The 17,383-nt window shown below is 44.4% G+C and carries 15 protein-coding genes; 1 reads left to right on the top strand and 14 read right to left on the bottom strand.

What is annotated here, in order from left to right:
• Window positions 1–46: 46 nt before the first annotated feature.
• On the bottom strand, window positions 47–1,165 hold the full coding sequence (locus NSS87_RS18075; protein WP_339241821.1) for an acyltransferase family protein: 1,119 nt from the start codon (window positions 1,163–1,165) through the stop codon (window positions 47–49).
• Window positions 1,166–1,192: 27 nt separating this feature from the next.
• Window positions 1,193–2,137, bottom strand: coding sequence for an NAD-dependent epimerase/dehydratase family protein (locus NSS87_RS18080; RefSeq protein WP_339241823.1), 945 nt, complete (start codon window positions 2,135–2,137; stop codon window positions 1,193–1,195).
• Between the two features lie 195 nt (window positions 2,138–2,332).
• Here NSS87_RS18080 and NSS87_RS18085 point away from each other — a divergent pair, with 195 nt between their 5' ends.
• Window positions 2,333–3,979 (top strand): glycosyl hydrolase family 28-related protein, encoded by a 1,647-nt coding sequence (locus NSS87_RS18085; protein WP_339241825.1) that lies wholly within the window; start codon window positions 2,333–2,335, stop codon window positions 3,977–3,979.
• A 4-nt stretch (window positions 3,980–3,983) separates the two neighbouring features.
• Here the strand turns inward: NSS87_RS18085 and NSS87_RS18090 are convergent, their stop codons facing one another.
• From NSS87_RS18090 to NSS87_RS18145, 12 genes are all read right to left on the bottom strand, one after another.
• Window positions 3,984–5,150: a DegT/DnrJ/EryC1/StrS family aminotransferase gene (locus tag NSS87_RS18090; RefSeq protein ID WP_339241827.1), complete on the bottom strand. Its 1,167-nt coding sequence runs from the start codon at window positions 5,148–5,150 to the stop codon at window positions 3,984–3,986.
• A 59-nt stretch (window positions 5,151–5,209) separates the two neighbouring features.
• Window positions 5,210–6,319 (bottom strand): GNAT family N-acetyltransferase, encoded by a 1,110-nt coding sequence (locus tag NSS87_RS18095; protein WP_339241829.1) that lies wholly within the window; start codon window positions 6,317–6,319, stop codon window positions 5,210–5,212.
• 77 nt (window positions 6,320–6,396) lie between these two features.
• Window positions 6,397–7,206: a GNAT family N-acetyltransferase gene (locus tag NSS87_RS18100; protein ID WP_339241831.1), complete on the bottom strand. Its 810-nt coding sequence runs from the start codon at window positions 7,204–7,206 to the stop codon at window positions 6,397–6,399.
• Window positions 7,203–7,829, bottom strand: a complete 627-nt coding sequence (locus tag NSS87_RS18105; RefSeq protein WP_156113132.1) for a sugar transferase — start codon at window positions 7,827–7,829, stop codon at window positions 7,203–7,205. Before NSS87_RS18105 ends, NSS87_RS18100 begins: the two co-directional genes overlap by 4 nt.
• A gap of 24 nt (window positions 7,830–7,853) precedes the next feature.
• Complete coding sequence (locus tag NSS87_RS18110; protein ID WP_339241834.1) at window positions 7,854–8,972, bottom strand: LCP family protein; 1,119 nt, start codon at window positions 8,970–8,972, stop codon at window positions 7,854–7,856.
• A gap of 3 nt (window positions 8,973–8,975) precedes the next feature.
• Window positions 8,976–10,886 (bottom strand): nucleoside-diphosphate sugar epimerase/dehydratase, encoded by a 1,911-nt coding sequence (locus NSS87_RS18115; RefSeq protein WP_339241836.1) that lies wholly within the window; start codon window positions 10,884–10,886, stop codon window positions 8,976–8,978.
• Between the two features lie 62 nt (window positions 10,887–10,948).
• On the bottom strand, window positions 10,949–12,271 hold the full coding sequence (locus tag NSS87_RS18120) for a glycosyltransferase family 4 protein (protein WP_339248612.1): 1,323 nt from the start codon (window positions 12,269–12,271) through the stop codon (window positions 10,949–10,951).
• Window positions 12,195–13,466 (bottom strand): O-antigen ligase family protein, encoded by a 1,272-nt coding sequence (locus NSS87_RS18125; protein WP_339241838.1) that lies wholly within the window; start codon window positions 13,464–13,466, stop codon window positions 12,195–12,197. Before NSS87_RS18125 ends, NSS87_RS18120 begins: the two co-directional genes overlap by 77 nt.
• A gap of 32 nt (window positions 13,467–13,498) precedes the next feature.
• The gene (locus NSS87_RS18130) at window positions 13,499–14,734 is read right to left on the bottom strand and encodes an oligosaccharide flippase family protein (RefSeq protein WP_339241840.1); all 1,236 of its coding nucleotides are present in this window, start codon (window positions 14,732–14,734) and stop codon (window positions 13,499–13,501) included.
• Between the two features lie 6 nt (window positions 14,735–14,740).
• Window positions 14,741–15,448 carry a CpsD/CapB family tyrosine-protein kinase gene (locus NSS87_RS18135; protein ID WP_042189094.1) on the bottom strand — a complete coding sequence of 236 codons (708 nt, stop codon included), beginning with the start codon at window positions 15,446–15,448 and terminating at the stop codon, window positions 14,741–14,743.
• Entirely contained in the window at window positions 15,396–16,154 is a 759-nt protein-coding gene (locus NSS87_RS18140; RefSeq protein ID WP_042189097.1) for a Wzz/FepE/Etk N-terminal domain-containing protein, read from the bottom strand. The genes NSS87_RS18135 and NSS87_RS18140 overlap by 53 nt, the downstream gene beginning before the upstream one ends.
• Window positions 16,155–16,505: 351 nt before the next feature.
• The gene (locus tag NSS87_RS18145) at window positions 16,506–17,225 is read right to left on the bottom strand and encodes an SDR family NAD(P)-dependent oxidoreductase (protein ID WP_042189099.1); all 720 of its coding nucleotides are present in this window, start codon (window positions 17,223–17,225) and stop codon (window positions 16,506–16,508) included.
• Between the last annotated feature and the right edge of the window lie 158 nt (window positions 17,226–17,383).

Raw genomic sequence — 17,383 nt, forward strand, 5'->3', positions numbered from 1 at the left:
ACCACTAATCACCTGAAAAACGGAAGTTTAGTGGTCTATTTTTTAACTAGTTCATGTTCCCTATACTCGAGCTTATGGGCTTATCCAGCGGTTTCGGGGGTTTTCTCTGATTGATTCCAATCCCGACTCGACCGAACACAAAGGCTCCGCCTGGAATACGATTCGCTATGTTCATGATGATCGCCGATCCTACCACACATCCGACAAATTGGAGAAGCACACTGAATAGTCCAAGGTTTTGCAACCCGAACGAAGAAGGAAGTTTGACGAATAAAGCCAACAACAACGGGTGAAGCAAATATATGCCGAAGGAGTATCTACTGCTCCACTCCAGCACACGCGGCACTTTTTTCAATGCAGAAGCCACTGTGAAGAGTAGTAGAATCATGCTCATGGCGAAAAGTAACATATCAATTCTCTTGGAACTATGTGCCGTTATCCAGCCTTGCTCATTCACGAATAGCACAAACGCGCCTGTTACAACTGGAAGCACGTAGACAGCTAAACGGAACTGTTTTAATTTTTCCCGGAACCAAGCCTCATTTCGCCCCAAGTAATAAGCCACAGTAAAGTAGAAAATCCACCCCGGAGAGAAAACCCAATACAATTTATCCCAAATATATTGAGCAGCTACCGTATCTACGGGTTTGGTGAAATTGAAAAAACCTAAGTAAGCCACATTAATAACGAATGACGCAATCAGTATAGAGCGTGGAGTGAATTTTTTGGCATGCTTTTGAAATAAGAGAAACAAGGCATAAAACTGAAAGATAATTAGGATAAAGTAGCCATGAAAATCACCAAGTAACCAATGACGCCAGAGAAAGTACCAAAAAGCCTGAAGAAGCGGAATCCCCTCACTGCCCGCCATATCCAATCCTTTTAACCCTGCGTACAAAGCTCCGAAAAAAAAGTAAGGAAGCAAAATGTACTTGATCCGTTTCTCCCAAAATTTCGCGGGAATTCCGTCCGGGTATGCAAAAGACAATACGAATTGCGAGATAAATACGAATACCGGTGTGCCAAATGTAAGCAGTAGACCCACTGACTCTACCCAAGGCGTGTTCCCATCGTCATAGACTCGATATAAAGCATGTAACAGCGCTATACTTAAGCAGGCTATACTTCGTAGAACAAACATTTCCGAATTTAATTTTCGTTCCATGGGGATAACCCCTTTCGATATTTGCGATTAATGGTCCACAGCACTGCCTACAGTCAATCGGGCTGCAATCGTCTTCTTGAGTCCCTGGTGAAGATCATGGTGAGGAGACCAGGACATCAACTCGTTTGCTTTACTATTGTTTAAGTAGCTGTGAAGAATATCTCCCGGTCGAGCCTGTTCATAGGTTGTCTGGGATTCCCGACCTGTAATACCGCCTATCATCTCTACAATCGTATTAATGGAGGTCGCCACCCCGCAGCTAATATTTATGATCTGATTATCCACATTCTCATCTGTACAAGCCGCATTTACAAACGCCTGTGCAACATCCTCAACATAGACAAAATCCCTGGTCTGTTCTCCATCCCCATAAATCACAAGCTCCTTGCCTTGCTTTATGCGATCCAGAAAAATCGAAACGACACCAGCTTCACCATGCGAGCTTTGTCGAGGTCCATATACATTCGCAAGACGAAGAATGGTGTACTTCAGCCCATGCATGCTGGCAAACATCCGAATATAAGACTCAGGAACACTTTTTGATACCCCATAACAAGATTCAGGATTTAAGGGATGTTTCTCGTCAATGCTCAAATATTCAGGATTACCGTATACAGCGGCCGACGAGGCGTACACGATCTTTTCAACCTGATGCGCCTCACACATCCGCAGGACGTTAAGTGTGCCAACAATATTCACATTCGCATCAAACAATGGATTGCGCTGAGATTCTCTTACGTCAATCTGTGCAGCCAGATGAATGACCACATCCGGTTTCTCACGGATAAAGACTTCACCCAGTGTCTCGTCCCGAATGTCGTACGGATATAAAAGAGCGGAAGGATTTCTATAGAATGAGCCGGAAGCACCCGATAAATTATCTACAATTACAGTTTCGATCCCCTCTCTTATAAGCCGGTCAACAACATGTGACCCAATAAAACCAAGCCCCCCAGTTACTAATACCTTCAAATAAAAAACTCCTTTCGTCCTGTAAAGTGCTCTTTGTACCGTGCATCTGTAGAAAAGTTCACATAAAATACTTAAGAAGAAACGATGTTGTCATCCTTTATGGACGACAACCGTTACTCGTAGAAATATAAGGATGATTTATAACGTGAAACTTAGCCTTATATTTCAAATCAAAAAAATAAAGGAGTGAAGTATATGGCAACTGCACCTATTCCAGATAATTCTGTAACAACGTCCGTTATTGCGGACGGAGCAGTCACTTCTATTAAATTAGATCCTGAAACTAACGGTTACGTGAATGTTCGATCTTATGGAGCTACAGGGAATGGTACCAAAGATGACACCGTCGCGATTCAAAATGCAATTAATGCTGGAAATGCCAAAAGCAAGGTTGTTATTTTTCCGCCTGGTGTATATAAAGTCTCTTCCGGCCACATGCGTAACCCTTCAGTCCTAGATTGGTGGTGTCTTCGTATTCCAACCGGAACTAACCTAAGCTTTGAAGCCGGCTCAAAATTGGTGCTTGCCCCTAACCCACCTTCGGATACTCGAGTTCTTGTTATGTTAAATGCCGCAAACATCACGATATCCGGCAGCCTCGAAATAGACGGAAGTGCTTCGACTGTTAAAACAGCCGTCAACGATCAACTTCATGGCTTGTTCATTTCTTCTTCGCAAAATATAACGATCGAATCGGTGTACTCTCATGATTGCTATGGTGATAATATTTTCATTGGAGGGACAGAAGATATCCCATCCGTTAATGTGCATATCGGATATGCGTACTGTGAAACGGCTGGTCGAAAGAACTTTGTAGTCCATTTTGTAGACCAGCTTCATGTCAACAGAGCGGTATTAAATAACAGTCGCGGTGGTGCACCTGGGTTTAATGGCGCCAATTCACTCGATGTAGAACCCGACATCTTCAAGGGAACGCGTAGCTTTTATCAACGATTCGACTCTTTGACAACAACTGGTTTCGGCAATGATATGACAACTGGGCTTTCAGATGAGATAACGAGACTCTGGACTCTCGACATCGGTTCACTAGATATGCGTGTAAGTGGATCAGTAAGTCCAGCATTGCTGTCCTATGGATTGACGCTAAAAATCAACCATTTATCTATTCGCTCGACGGATCATAAAGCTAATTACGGTCTACAAACGATCTATTCACAATTTATTGATATCGGAAGCGCAAAGTTCGATGGAATCGGCGGCCCTGCGATCTACGCTGCGTTTAATGCTGCTGGAGGAAAACCAAGATTGCATATCGGCTCGTTAGGGATGTACGGCTCGGGTTCCACCTTAGCAAGCGGAGTCCGAATCGACGGAGGCGATCTTTATGTGGGGACGATAGATGCACAGGACTTAACGGGCAGTACCTTACAATTATTCACAACAGAGTCTGACGCGATGGTTACTGTTGACAATATGATTGTCCGTAACAGCGGGACCAATCAAGTCGTGCTAGCGTCTTCTTATGGTGCAGCTAAACCCTTCCTGCACCTGAACAATGTAGCAGTGTTTGATACCCGTTCTGTAAAGGTAAAACGCATTCTAGAATTCGAAACATTGGTTGCCATGCAGGGTACTTCTCTTGGTACGTTGTATAATCCGTATGCTTTGACTGAATGGTTCTCTACCTATGGCAACTTCAAACGGGCAGTCCGACTCGTTGGTGGAACATTACTTCCTGCAGTATTTATCGTGGAAGGATCGCCTGAGGGAACGATTACCGCTCCGATTGGCAGTCTGGCTATGCGAACAGATGGTGTAGCGAAAGCCACTTTTTATGTGAAGGAAAGCGGCACTGGTGCTAACGGATGGATTGCTAAGTAATTTTTCAGCGGTTCTGAATACAAGACTCTATCGCATCCATTACGCGTACCAGATCATCATCCGATAAAGAGCTACCAGAAGGTAGACATACACCTTTTGTGAACAATTGATCAGATACACTATGTCCCTCCATGTATGGATAATAGAAGGCGTTCTCGAACAGCGGTTGCAAATGTAGTGGTTTCCATACAGGTCTAGCTTCTATATTGTTGAATTCCAGGCACTTTAAGAGTTGATTAGCGGAGAAGCCTGCGATTTCTTCATCAATCGTTAACGCACTTAACCAGCGTGTACTGCGACAATTTGGCGCTTCCGGCATGAAATGAAGACCCGGAATGGATCCCAATCGATCTGAGTACACTTGAGAAATATATCTACGTCGTTCGACCTTTTCCTCAAGTAGCTCCAGTTGCCCTCGTCCTATGGCTGCCAAAAGGTTACTTAGCCGGTAGTTATAACCCATTTCGGAATGCTGATAGTGTGGAGCAGTGTCACGTGCTTGGGTAGACCAGAAACGGGCTTGATCTAATGCATCGGTATCATCCGATACAAGCATACCTCCACCTGAGGTTGTAATAATTTTATTCCCGTTGAAAGAATAGATTCCGAAGCGGCCCCAAGTACCACTGGCCTTTCCGTGATAAAAGGCACCGAGGGATTCCGCAGCATCTTCTATTAAAACAATACCGTAACGATTCGCGATTTCTACAATTGGCTCCATGTCTGCGCTCTGCCCGTACAAATTGACAACAACAGCTGCTTTAGGCAGTATCCCTCTATCATTCAAATCCTGGCAGGCCCGCTGAAAGGCTAGTGGACACATATTCCATGTTTCTGGTTCTGAGTCTACGAATACAGGTGTAGCCCCCAAATATAAAATAGGATTGGCACTAGCTACGAAGGTAAGCGTCGAACAAATCACGTAATCTCCTTGAGAAACGCCAGCTAGACGTAGTGCAAGATGAATTGCTGCTGTTCCAGAGCTTAATGCAAGTGCACCCTTTGAACCTGTATAGTCGGTCATCTCCCGCTCGAAAGCATCGACTTGTGGTCCGATGGGAGCGATCCAGCCAGAATGAATTGCATCCTCCAAATAAGCCTGTTCACGTCCACTTACATGCGGTGGGGATAACAAGATTCGTGGTAGAATGCGTGGTTGACGAATACTCATGCCTTGCTCCTTTCTCCATTTGGATGCTTTAATCCAAATGGAATACATATCTTATTGACTTACTTCAGAGCGTGGTCCATGATATTTTGATTCAAAAGAGATGGATGCCGGTAGAGCGGAAAGTAATTCCCCGCAACTCCAGTGTCACAGAGTACAATCATTCGTTCATACACCTCGGGGAAAAATATTCGCTTACCTAAGTAATAGTCTAGTGGTTCTAGTTGAGTAGCGAATCTTAGCTTGAACTGAAACAACTCGTCATTCCCCTTATATCCCCCACCGAGATGGAATTTTTCATATCCATTCTCCATCCCCCATACGGCTGCTGCGTGGATGAGAAATTTGGTAGGTGACCACTGCAGATAAGCTCGGTCCCAACCGCATAAGTGATAATGCATCCATGGTCGATCAAGAAGTATAATACTTGCCCCTACACTCCTCTCCCCATCCATCGCCTCAAACAGCACTACCCGTCCGTCTGGCAAAAGGCTTGTATCTTCTATAAATTTTCGAGGGAAATAATAAAAGGGATCTGCTTGTAAATCATTTAACGTCCCGTAATATAACTCGATGAAAGGCTCGATCCGATCCTTAAGATCCGACTTTCGAATGGTGAATGGAGCTGACTTTAATTTACGGATATTTCTTTTATGATTGCTGCCATAGTTCTGAATTAGCACTGACTCTGAGCCAACTGTCAAATCCATGTAAGCTGTATTCCGATTGAGCTCCGTAGTAAGCCCTTTTTGGTATTCAGTGGCATTGCCTATAAAAGGATGGAATCTTACAAACTCGGTCATGATCTTTTTCTCTCTGCAGTAATCTGTGAACGTTTCACTGAATTTTCGGTACAACTCTGTTCGTTCCGCTCCTATTGGCACATTAGATATCGGCCCCCCGTATCCATAAGGTGTGCTGATGTCATACCATTCTCCTTCAAGTCCCAGCTGGATGACTGCTGGAAGATGGCTAATGGAGCGAAGTAAGTAAGGATAAATGATGAGCTTCTCACCCTGCTTAAAAACAAACAGTTCTGCCTGTTGATGATCATCATCCTCAAACAGCCGAAAAAAATCTGCAGAAAAATAGATATCCTTACAATCCATCTGATTCAAATAAGCATCCCATTCTTCAGAATGCGCGCTATTAAGCACAATGAAATCACTCATACGTCACCACCTAAAAGTTATGTTAACGACGCTTCCTTGAGGTACTTCGACAAAACTTACTTCGGAAGCATTCGCTGCTAATCCAATATCTTGATCATACGTATACTTTCAGTGCTTAAGCTTAGCACTTGGTCTCTCTCTCGTAAGAATGCATCGGATGAAAGCAATAACAGCTTTCTCTCCCGGTCAAGGTCGAGTAACACATCGGTTAGTGGATACCCACCGTCCCACTCTCCACTTTGCAGTTGGATGCGAAAATACTGCTCGCCGAGCCGACCCACAACTGAAGTCTTCTGCTTCGTTCTAATCCTAAATGAAGAAAATCCGTATTTTAGATGATGTGCCTCTGCCATTGGGTAATCATCAATAATGTAATTCACTTCTTCATCATCTATATCCGCTCCAGCGGCAATAACATCTGCGCTAGCCGTTAATGAACGATCCAGATCCCTCACATACCAATAAGTACGTCCTTCTTCTACAAAGCCAAGGCGAAGGTACCAAGCATGAGCCTGTTCATTCCATGAGAACACATCCAGTACCAACTTCTTAATATCGTCCCTCTTGGCTAATTTCTCTCCATACGCCATGAGCATTCCGCCAATACCGTCCTTGCGAAACGCCGCATCCACGTTTAAATTATTCAGAACCAATATTTGTTCCATTCTTCGCCATTCTGCGAATCCAATGAGCACTTCTCCAAGATAGGCTCCAATCAACAATGTGGCCGAATGACCTCCACACTTACAAGCCGCTTGTAGATATGCTGGATAACCCGTACAAGCAAATATCGTTTGATTGTACACATGCTCCGGTAAATTGCTCTTCAAGAGCCGGCATGCATGATGTATATCGTCTTCATGCAGCGGTCTAAACTGCACACTCATGCCTGGCCCTCCTTTTTATTCAGCCTATACTCATCCAGAGGCAGGCTATGCCGACCTGGATTGGCTACAACATCATCTTGGCGAATCACCTTCAAGACGGTCTTGCATAATATCAGCGCATCAAGTCTGAAACTTAAACTCTCGACATAGGTGACATCATACGAAAGCCGGTCTTTCCACGACGAAGTATTACGTCCTGACACCTGTGCTAATCCCGTAATTCCTGGTCTTACTGAGAAACGTAACCTCTCCTGTTCGGAATAGTATGGGCTATAACGCATGAGTAAGGGTCTTGGACCAATCAGACTCATTTCTCCCTTCACAACATTCACCAATTGTGGTAGTTCATCCAGACTTAGCTTCCGGATGATTCCGCCAAATTTGATATATCGTCGCTCATCTGGTAACGGTTGACCCTGCGTGTCATACAGTTCAGCCATGGTCCGAAATTTGTAGATAAAGAAGGGTTTCTCTCCCCGCCCTGGTCGTTGCTGCTTGAACAAGATTGGGCTTCCAAGCTTCATTCGAATCAACAACGCCACCACAGCCATGACTGGACTAAATATACACAACATAACGATCGCTCCCACAAGATCGAAGCCTCGTTTCATATGGCGATACATGTTAGTACTCCTCCCGCCTTTCTCTTAATCCGTAAAAAGACGTTCCTTCAGTGAGTTCACCTGTTTTAAATCAGCACTCCAGTAGTACACCTTAGTTCTGACTAGCGGATCAGAACCAAAACTGTTGTTGCCTGGAATCTGCTCGTACTTAAAGTCCTCGGAAGTTATTCCCTTGAATAACCAAGCTAAGCTGAGCAAATCACTGTCACTGAAGCTTGTATCGATAATGTCTTTCTTTTCATGGAGCAATAATCCCGCCAGATCCGGAAGATGCTCAGTGCTCAACAGCTTATTCGCCACAGCTCTAACGATATTGAATTGCTCCTCTTGACGACTAAAGTCACCGTTCGGAGTAGAGTAACGCGCCCTAGCAAGGTAGAGAGCATGCACACCATCCAAATGCTGTTCGCCTTTTTTGATGGTAATCTCTGGGGTTATTGTGACATCCTGATCGATTACCATGTCGATCCCACCGATTGAATCGATGAAATCACGCACTCCAGAGAAATTCGTCTTGATGTAATGATGAATGGGAATATTCATAAAGTCGCTCACCGCTTGAATGAGCGTCAACGTTCCTTGCTCATTCCCACCTTTGGACTCACCAACAATATGAGCATGATTAATTTTGGTGTATCCAACATTTTGTACATACACCCTTGTATCGCGCGGTACAGAGACGATGTTCACCTTCCGCTGTTCCGGCATTACATGCACAACCATGATCGTGTCTGCACGCGAGATTTCCCCACCCCACGTATCTGTTCCAATTAATACAACATTAAAGGATGAAGTTTTTTTATCAGTTGCTTCTGGCGATGCTGCTGGTTCAGTCGATGGTAGTACCACGCCATCCGAATTTGCTGGACTTTTCGTAGTCCCATCCGACTGCGCCTTCCCCACAGGTACTGCAGAAATTTTAGAGTTAGGTATCGTCAATGGATTAAGGACAGCCTTTTGAAATCGCTGCTCAGCATTTAATACCCCTCTAATCCAAATGCCACCAATTACAATCACAATCAGAAAACCAATCAGGGCGAATCTTCCAATTCGCCGCATGACTATTTGCTTTCTTGTGAATTTCTTGTCACTCTTGCCACGCAAACGCAATTTTTTGTTCCATCTACTCATAAACGACTTCATCACTTAGATCCCCGCATGAACTTCGGATTTGATCCGTTCAAGCTCATGAGTAGCCACCTGTGGTTCTTCCTGAAAGCCCGAATAGCTCGGAATAAGCTGCTTTAATAATTTCTTAATCTGATAACTGCTTGGTACAAATTCGTACCGTTTGCACAAATTCTCCAGCACACCAAGGACCAAATTCAATTCGGATCTGGAAACACTTTGAGGCCGGCTGATCATGATGCGATAGTTATTGGTGACCATCAATCCCTCCTCTTCTGTCAGGAGTTCCTCAAATAATTTCTCTCCGGGACGAATGCCCGTGACCACGATAGGGATATCTTTATCGGGTTCTAAGCCCGACAGACGTATTAAATCTCTTGCTAGATCGTATATCCGAACCGGCTTACCCATATCAAGCACGAACACCTCGCCACCTTGTGCCAGTACGCTCGCCTGGATAACCAATTGCACTGCTTCAGGGATCGTCATGAAATACCGCACCATATCCATATGGGTAACCGTAACCGGGCCACCACTCTCGATCTGTCTTTTGAATAACGGAATAACACTTCCCCGACTACCGAGAACATTACCGAAACGGACAGCAGCAAAAACCGTCTTGCTAGATGAATTCTGATCATTAATAATCATTTCTGCCGCTCGCTTTGTAGCTCCCATGACACTTGTTGGATTAACCGCTTTGTCCGAAGAGATCAGAATGAACCGCTTAGCACCATATTTGGCACTCGCTTCCGCTACATTCCTTGTTCCGATAACGTTGTTCTTTACCGCCTCCACCGGATTCATCTCCATAAGGGGCACATGTTTATGCGCAGCGGCGTGATACACAATCGTAGGTCGGAAATTCTGAAAAACACTATCGATCCGCGACACATCCTGAATATCAGCTATGATCGGTTGAATCTTCTGATCGGGATATAACTGGCGTAGCTCTTGTTCAATCAGGTAAATGCTGTTCTCACCATGACCAAGCAGCAACATTTCCTTCGGACGATACGCAGCTAGCTGACGGCACAGTTCTGAGCCAATGGAGCCTCCTGCACCCGTGATGAGAATACACTCACTCCCTAAATTCTCACGAATCTCTTCAGTATTAATCTCAACAGGAGTTCTACCCAGCAAATCATTTACGGACACTTCACGAATTCGATTGACTGCCATTTTCCCGTCCAAAATTTCTGTCATACTAGGCATTAGCTTAATCTGTGCTTTTGTTGATTTGCAGATCTCAATAATCTCCATTAAGTCGTTATGTGGCGCTGTTGGGAGGGCAATAATAATGAACGCAATGTCCAGCTGTTTCACGGCCTCGGGAATGAAATTTCGGTTACCCACAATCGGCAGCCCCATTACTTCCAGCTTTTGTTTGGATGCATCATCATCAATGAAAGCGACCGGATGCATAAATTTGAACCTTGAATGCTTGATATCTTTCGTAACGAGGATTCCTGCTTTACCAGCCCCAACGATTAGAAGATTACCTTCGAAGGCATCCTTCACACCCGTTGTCTCAAATCCATCATTTAGAAGACGTTTAACCATTCGTAATCCAACTATGCCCAGAAACACATAACCCGCTGCAAAATAGATAGAAATCGGTAGTCGATAGGAAGGAATTACTGCATGGGTGGATAGGTTGACAGCAATCACTCCAACGAGGGTGAATACACTCACTTTTAGAAGCTGCAGTAACTCTCTCATTCCGGTGTATCGCCAGATATTGTTATACACTTTGAATCCAAATGAGAAGGCCGCATACACCGCAATGTGAATCAATATTGCCCACGGAAGCATCCACACGTACATCTCAGGGATTTGAAAATCAAACCGAAGTAAAAACACAAGCCACACTGAAGCCGCAATAATCCCTGCATCCAACATGACCAAACGGACGATCCGCATTTTCATCACTTCTTTCTCCCTAATTAACTAAAAATTCATTTACTCGCCTTTTAAGTGAGAGTGAATATTCAATCCCCCGATAGGCTGGCATGCATTTCAGACGGAACCCGCTTTCTTTCCTTCTTGTTTAGCGCTTCTATATAGATCGAGTCCATTTCACGGAGCACCGCAGGCAACCCGTAACGAATGATCCTCTCCTTGTTTGCTTCTCCCATTGCCGTAGTTAATGCTGGATCATCACGTAATTGAGTAAAAGCCTTAGCGGTAGCGGTAATATCACCAACAGGAACCAACATGCCTGTTGACTCATGTTCGATCAAATCATGAATCCCCCGAATATGCGTACCTATAACGGGTTTCCCTATTGCCATCGCCTCCATAATCGCCCGAGGTAGCCCCTCGCGATAAGACACAAGTGCAGCAACATCACATGCTCTGAGTAGATCCGGAATATCTCTACGGTACCCAAGCATATGCACCTGATCGCTGACACCCAGCCGATTAGCAAGTTCCAATAGAGTCAGCTCGAACGGTCCTGTACCCGCAAAAGCCAGATGGATGTTGCCTGCTTGAGACCCCAACTGACCCAGCGCTTCGATCAACTGCTTCTGGTTCTTGTTGGCGTTCAATTCAGCAACGCATAGGATGACGAAGGGAGGTTCATCATGCTCACGCTTCGGCAGATCAAACAGTTGGCGTCGCCTATCTGCCTTCTCCGACGCAGTTTCAGGCTGATCCTGCTCACTGCCGTAAACCTGGAGATCAAGTCCTACACCACTCACATAAGTCACCTTTTTCCGTATAGAAAATTTCTGGGCGCGTTCATAATCTTCTCTATTTATGGTGATTAGCACATCTGTCCAGCGGGCCATTAACCTCTCGAGCGGATAATAAAGCATCCAGTTCAGAAGAGGAGCTCCCTTGAAAAAATGAAAACCATGCGCTGTATACAATGTGCAAGGTACACCTGCTTTATGGGCCGCAATCCGTCCGAGAATCGAAGCGACTGGCGTATGTACATGGATGAACTGGAACCCCTCCTCCTTGAAGCTTTCCGTTAATATCCCTAGCGCCGCCCAGTTCTGCATCTGTAATGGGCTACGCTGAATGGGAACATCATGACACACGATCCCCTTCTCTTCTAACCGTAATCTCGCTTCCCCGGGCTGCGCGTAAGCATGCACTTCACAACCTTTTTGCTGCAATAACACCATGTAAGGTAGATGGAAACTCTCAAAATGCCCAAAAATGGAGGCTACAAAAGCAACTCTTACCGGCCCACAGTCTTCAGCAGGTATGCTCCCTAACCTCTTGTTATTGCGCTTGTTGCGCTTGTTCTGTTTGTTGTCGTAGGTTACGACCCGTTTGCTTTTCAGTGCCCTTGGTTCGATATCGCTTCACTCCTTTCCATCCCGTATTCGTTAATCGGATGCAAGCTGCGTTCATAGCCATCATGAACCACCAATACCGCTGGAATAAGGCTTCAATACCCATCGAAAGTCCAATCATCGCTGCGTGAGACAGCAATAATGCCATAATGATCGGTCTGTTCACCCTATCTGCCGCGCGATAAGAACGGATCCCAACGATGAAGAACCAGATCATGAATCCGCCGTACACAATCAAGCCCAACAAGCCAAATTCTGTCATAAACCAGATCGGAGTATTATGGATAATAATCCGCAGTTCATAGTTATAGCTACCGAGTCCAATCCCTAATAATGGACTTTGAGCGATCCACTCCACAGCCTTTCCAATGATGTCTAGACGCGACTGAATCTGCGAGGGTCTGCTGGCCATATTCCCAAGCACATCCAGATAAGCTGTACCTTTATACAACAGCAATGCTCCAAACGCGACGCTAAACCCCATGCCGATCTTGAGAAGTCGAGAAGGATTAGTCAGCAGTAATGTAAGCAGAACAAGGAACAAACCTATCCATGACGAACGCGAAAAAGTCATTATTATGCCCCCGGCTAAGGTGATCGTCGCTAGCGTACTCACCCATCCCCTTAGCAGCTTCACCCCGTCACCACTCGTCATGATATGAATGGCAAAAGCCGTAACTAGTAATCCGCCGTATGCATTCGGATCAATTAGCATCCCGGAGAGGCGACCGTCTTGCACCATAAACGGAACCTTCACTCCACTAAAAAAATCGAACAAAGCGACGCCATTGAAGATCAGCACACTGATCAAAAAAGCTCGTAGCATTTTATATAACCGATCCCAGCTGTCTACAGCCTGAACAAGCATGATGTAAGTCAGCAGTAGGAGTACAAACCCAAAATCTTTTTGCAATAGAGCGTATTGCGTAATGAATCCATTGCGCCATATGGATACAAATGAAGCGAGGACGAAAATAAACAACATCCCCCAATGCCATGAACTGAACTGCCTCGGGTCCAATTTGAGGTGTAAACCTGCTGCAAACAAACCAAGCATTAAGAAAAGGTCAGAGGGTGCGATTCGAAATGCGCCACCGAAATCAATTTGAGCCGGAAGGCAGATGATGTAACCCATAACCGCAAACAGAAATAAATTACGCATGGTGTAGGGTTTCCCTACAACGAGTACAGATGTCATACAAGCCCCTACTTTCCTATGAGAAATTGCCTCTATGCGGCCAATTCCCGTTGTACCTGTTTCCTTGCCTGACGGATTACCAAGAAAAGTACGATCACACTACCTATCATCTGAACGAATAAGGCCAAGCTAGCCCCCACCGCAGCACCTATCACCCCGAAAATAGGCACGAATATTAGACAAGAAAGCCCATTAGTGATCACGGAACACAGAAACAAGGGAATCTGCGCTTTGTACTTCCCGGTAGCCGTTATGGCATACCACAGGTAAGACGTTACAAATACCAATAGGGTAGAAACGAGCAACCAATGAAATAAACCTATCTCAGCAGCCACATCTGGACTGAATAGAAGAGTTAGTAGCTGATGACCAAAGATCCACCCGATCAAACAAGCGATCGCACTAATTCCTATACCCATTGCAATCATTCGACTGAGTAAAGAGATGAACTCCTTATGTCGTCCGCTAGCGTGCCAACGGGCAAGACGTGGTGTTATCGCTTCACCGAGTGCAGTAACAACAACATTGCAGGCAACGATCATGTATGAGAGCGTAGCGTATATGCCTAAGTCATGTTCTCCTTTAAAATATGAAATCGCGTATAGTGGGATATTTGTATTTAGTGACATCAACGCCAGCACCACGCCAAGGGGTGAGCTTACGAGCAGCAAGCCCCATAATCGTCTTTTGTTAAAAAGTGGTCTGAGCGACGTATGCACTCTCGCTTTGCGAGCATCATATCCAATGGTTATTGCTAACCATCCGATAATCATGACTAATAACGCTAGAATGAGACTCTGAGTAGGGATAAATACGAGGGCGAAGACAAGTATGGAGAACAATCCTTTAGCAGCTCTCGAGAAAGAGATTTGATCTAGCCTTTCCTGCTTCTGAACGATACCCAATAAAATATCGCTGACCGACTCAACAATTCTATACAATCCTATGAAAAATATGACTAAAGCTGTATTCCAATCAGCACCACTAAGGATGCAACAACCTGCTGTAACCGTGAATGCAACTGCGGTTGTCACGAGACGAAGGCCAAAAAAATCTCCAAAAAGATATTTTCCAGATGTATCAACGATCAAGACCGAACGCAGATGCAGATGCGACAGCATGAAGATGGGAGCAGTCACCGCAAGCCCTAACGAATATTGCCCAACGATTTCGGATGAGCCAAATTTATTAAGCAAAATTACAATCACGAATTGAGCGCCTGCGTATGTGATATTTCCGAATAAATAACGAAGAGAAGCAAGTGTCATAATGCGTTAGACCAACCCTGAAGTTGAGGCCCAATCGGCAAAATCTTCACCGCGAATCTTATAACGTTTGCTACTTTTTCGATAATTCAAAACCGCCCCCAAAATATGTGCTCCTTGCTGCTCAAGAATCTGTTTTGCAGAGTTGGTATGCTTCAAGAGCACTTTCCCGGATTTTACGACTAACAGTACCCCCTCGGTCATCTTTGCCAAGATAAGGGCATCCGAAAAAGGCATTAACACCGAAGAAGAGTCGATGACAATCGTATCAAATCTCTCACTAAGCTCTGCAAATAACCTTTTCATTCCTGTTGATCCTAGTAAGTCAGCTGGATTGGGGGAGATCGGACCCGATGTCATTACAGAAAGTCCTTCTGATCCCTCAATAGGGAAAATACAATCATCCACACGGGTTTGATCCACTAGGATACTACTTAATCCGATCCAATTGGGTAGATCAAATGCCTTATGCACCGTTGGTGTACGCAAATCCCCATCGATCAGCAGCACAGTTCTTCCCGTTTCTGCCATCGCTATGGCCAAGTTCATCGCCACTGTTGATTTACCTTCATTCGGAAGTGAGCTTGTAACTAATAAAGATCGAATTTCTCCACCAACTCGGGTATAACGAATATTAGATCGTATCGTTCGGAATTGGTCACCATTAGATGATTTCGGTTGTTCCAGGCAATACAATCTTGGCGTTTTCTTCTTCATGTCTGCTGGCTCCTTCTACTGAATTGGATTTCGTCTTCTCCCGCCGTTTCCGCGGCTTCAATTTTCCCACCGTTCCCAGAAGAGGAAGCTGCAAATCCAACTGAATATTCTTGGCGCTTTTCACAGGTTTCTCCGCCAATTCCCGTAGAATGGAAAATGCGATCCCAGCAATCAATGCAAGTCCGAAAGCAACGACCATATTGAATACTGGCTTGGGTGAGATCGCCTCGAAAGGAACCTTGGCTCGGTCAAGAAGCACAACATTCTCTACCCCCATAATTGCTTGGATGTTCTCATTAAAGGCCTCACCAAAGCCATTCGCGATATTCGTTGCCCGCTGAGCATTAGAATCCGATACAATTACCGTCGTCACGAGTGACTCGCTACTTGTTCTTGTTTTCACTTTTTCTAATAGTTTTTCAGGGGTCATGTTTAATTGCAGTCTTCTAACGACCTCTTCAGCGATTCTACTGCTTCGGATAATTTCTCCGTAAGTGGTTACTAGTTTTTGCCCAGCCATAATGTCATTGATTGCTTTCTGTTGCCTATCCCCTTGAATAAGAATAGAAGCCGTCGCCTCGTATTTCGGTTTTAAGACATAGTAGCTAACGAAGCTAGCAATTCCGACCGCAACAATACATAATACAATGATGAACAGCAGCCTACGTTTCACTAGTTTCAAAATGCTGCCTAGTTCGAATTCCATCGTTCATTTCTCCTAACCGTTAATGTATTTTCCTCTTCTTCAACAAGTGTTTTATTGTATAGTTATATTCTCGTTAGCCCAATATATGTCCAAAAAAAGTTGGGAATTTATAAGTCTTCTTTTAAAAAAATCCACCCGACTCTCTATTAAATCCCAACAGAAATAGGCCGTTTACTAGTAAGATTCTACTGGTAGACAGCCTTATATATTCACTTCGTTACTAACCTAATAATACGTCGTGCTAGTTGGCGCGCTTATGTAGCATTTTTTTGATAACCTTTCTATAATCCAATTATATGGTTTATCTTCGTATTGAATCTTAATGAAATCTTAACGGATAAATGAGATTTATTATGCATTCAAATCCGCCATTGCTGGAATATGAATTTCTTTGACACAGGAAGCGCTAGAGAGGTTAACGATACATTTCACAATGGAGACAATGTCCTGAACAGGAATTCTTGTGCCGCTATATTCTGCAATCGCTTTTTCTGCGCCATCCTCATAAGGAATTTCTGCTGCCAGCTCACCCGGATTTACACAAGTTACTGCAATGCCATCCTTACGAACATGCTCACGTAATGCATGTGTAATGCCACGCAGACCGAACTTGGAAGCTACAAATGATACCTGGGCGTTATTGGTATGATCCAGTCCTGCTGTGGAGCCAATTAGAATAATTTTTCCTGCTTCCGATTGACGAAGATTAGGTAATACAGCCTGTATGCAGGTAATTGTTGAAGTTATATTCACATTTATAATGTTGGCAATGTCACTCGTCTTATCCTTGTCAAAAGTATAGTGATCCTCAAAACCTTCTTTCTCCCAAATACCCACGTTATAAACTAGAACATCAATCTTCTCCGTTTGAATTCCCTTTGATAAGACTTGTGCGGCATCTGGCTCCGATAGATCTACTGCAATCCATACCCGCTGTATGCCATCATTAAGATCCAGACTGCCCGGTCTGCTTCTGGAGACGATCCATACTCGATCACCATACTCAGGTAAACCTTTCACAAATGCATCTCCCAAACCTTTACTTGCCCCCAAAATTAGATAGTTTCTCATACTGTCGCCCTTTCTATATGCATCATTCTATTTTTATATCATAGTACCATCGAAGGACATGAAGAAGTAGGGTTAAAATTCGGAGTTAGGTAATTAACTTTTGAAAAAAGCCGCTATCATGGAGTAATCCATAGATAACGGCTCTTTATTTTACATCA

The organism is Paenibacillus sp. FSL F4-0243 (assembly GCF_037963295.1).
Taxonomy (GTDB): domain Bacteria; phylum Bacillota; class Bacilli; order Paenibacillales; family Paenibacillaceae; genus Paenibacillus_AQ.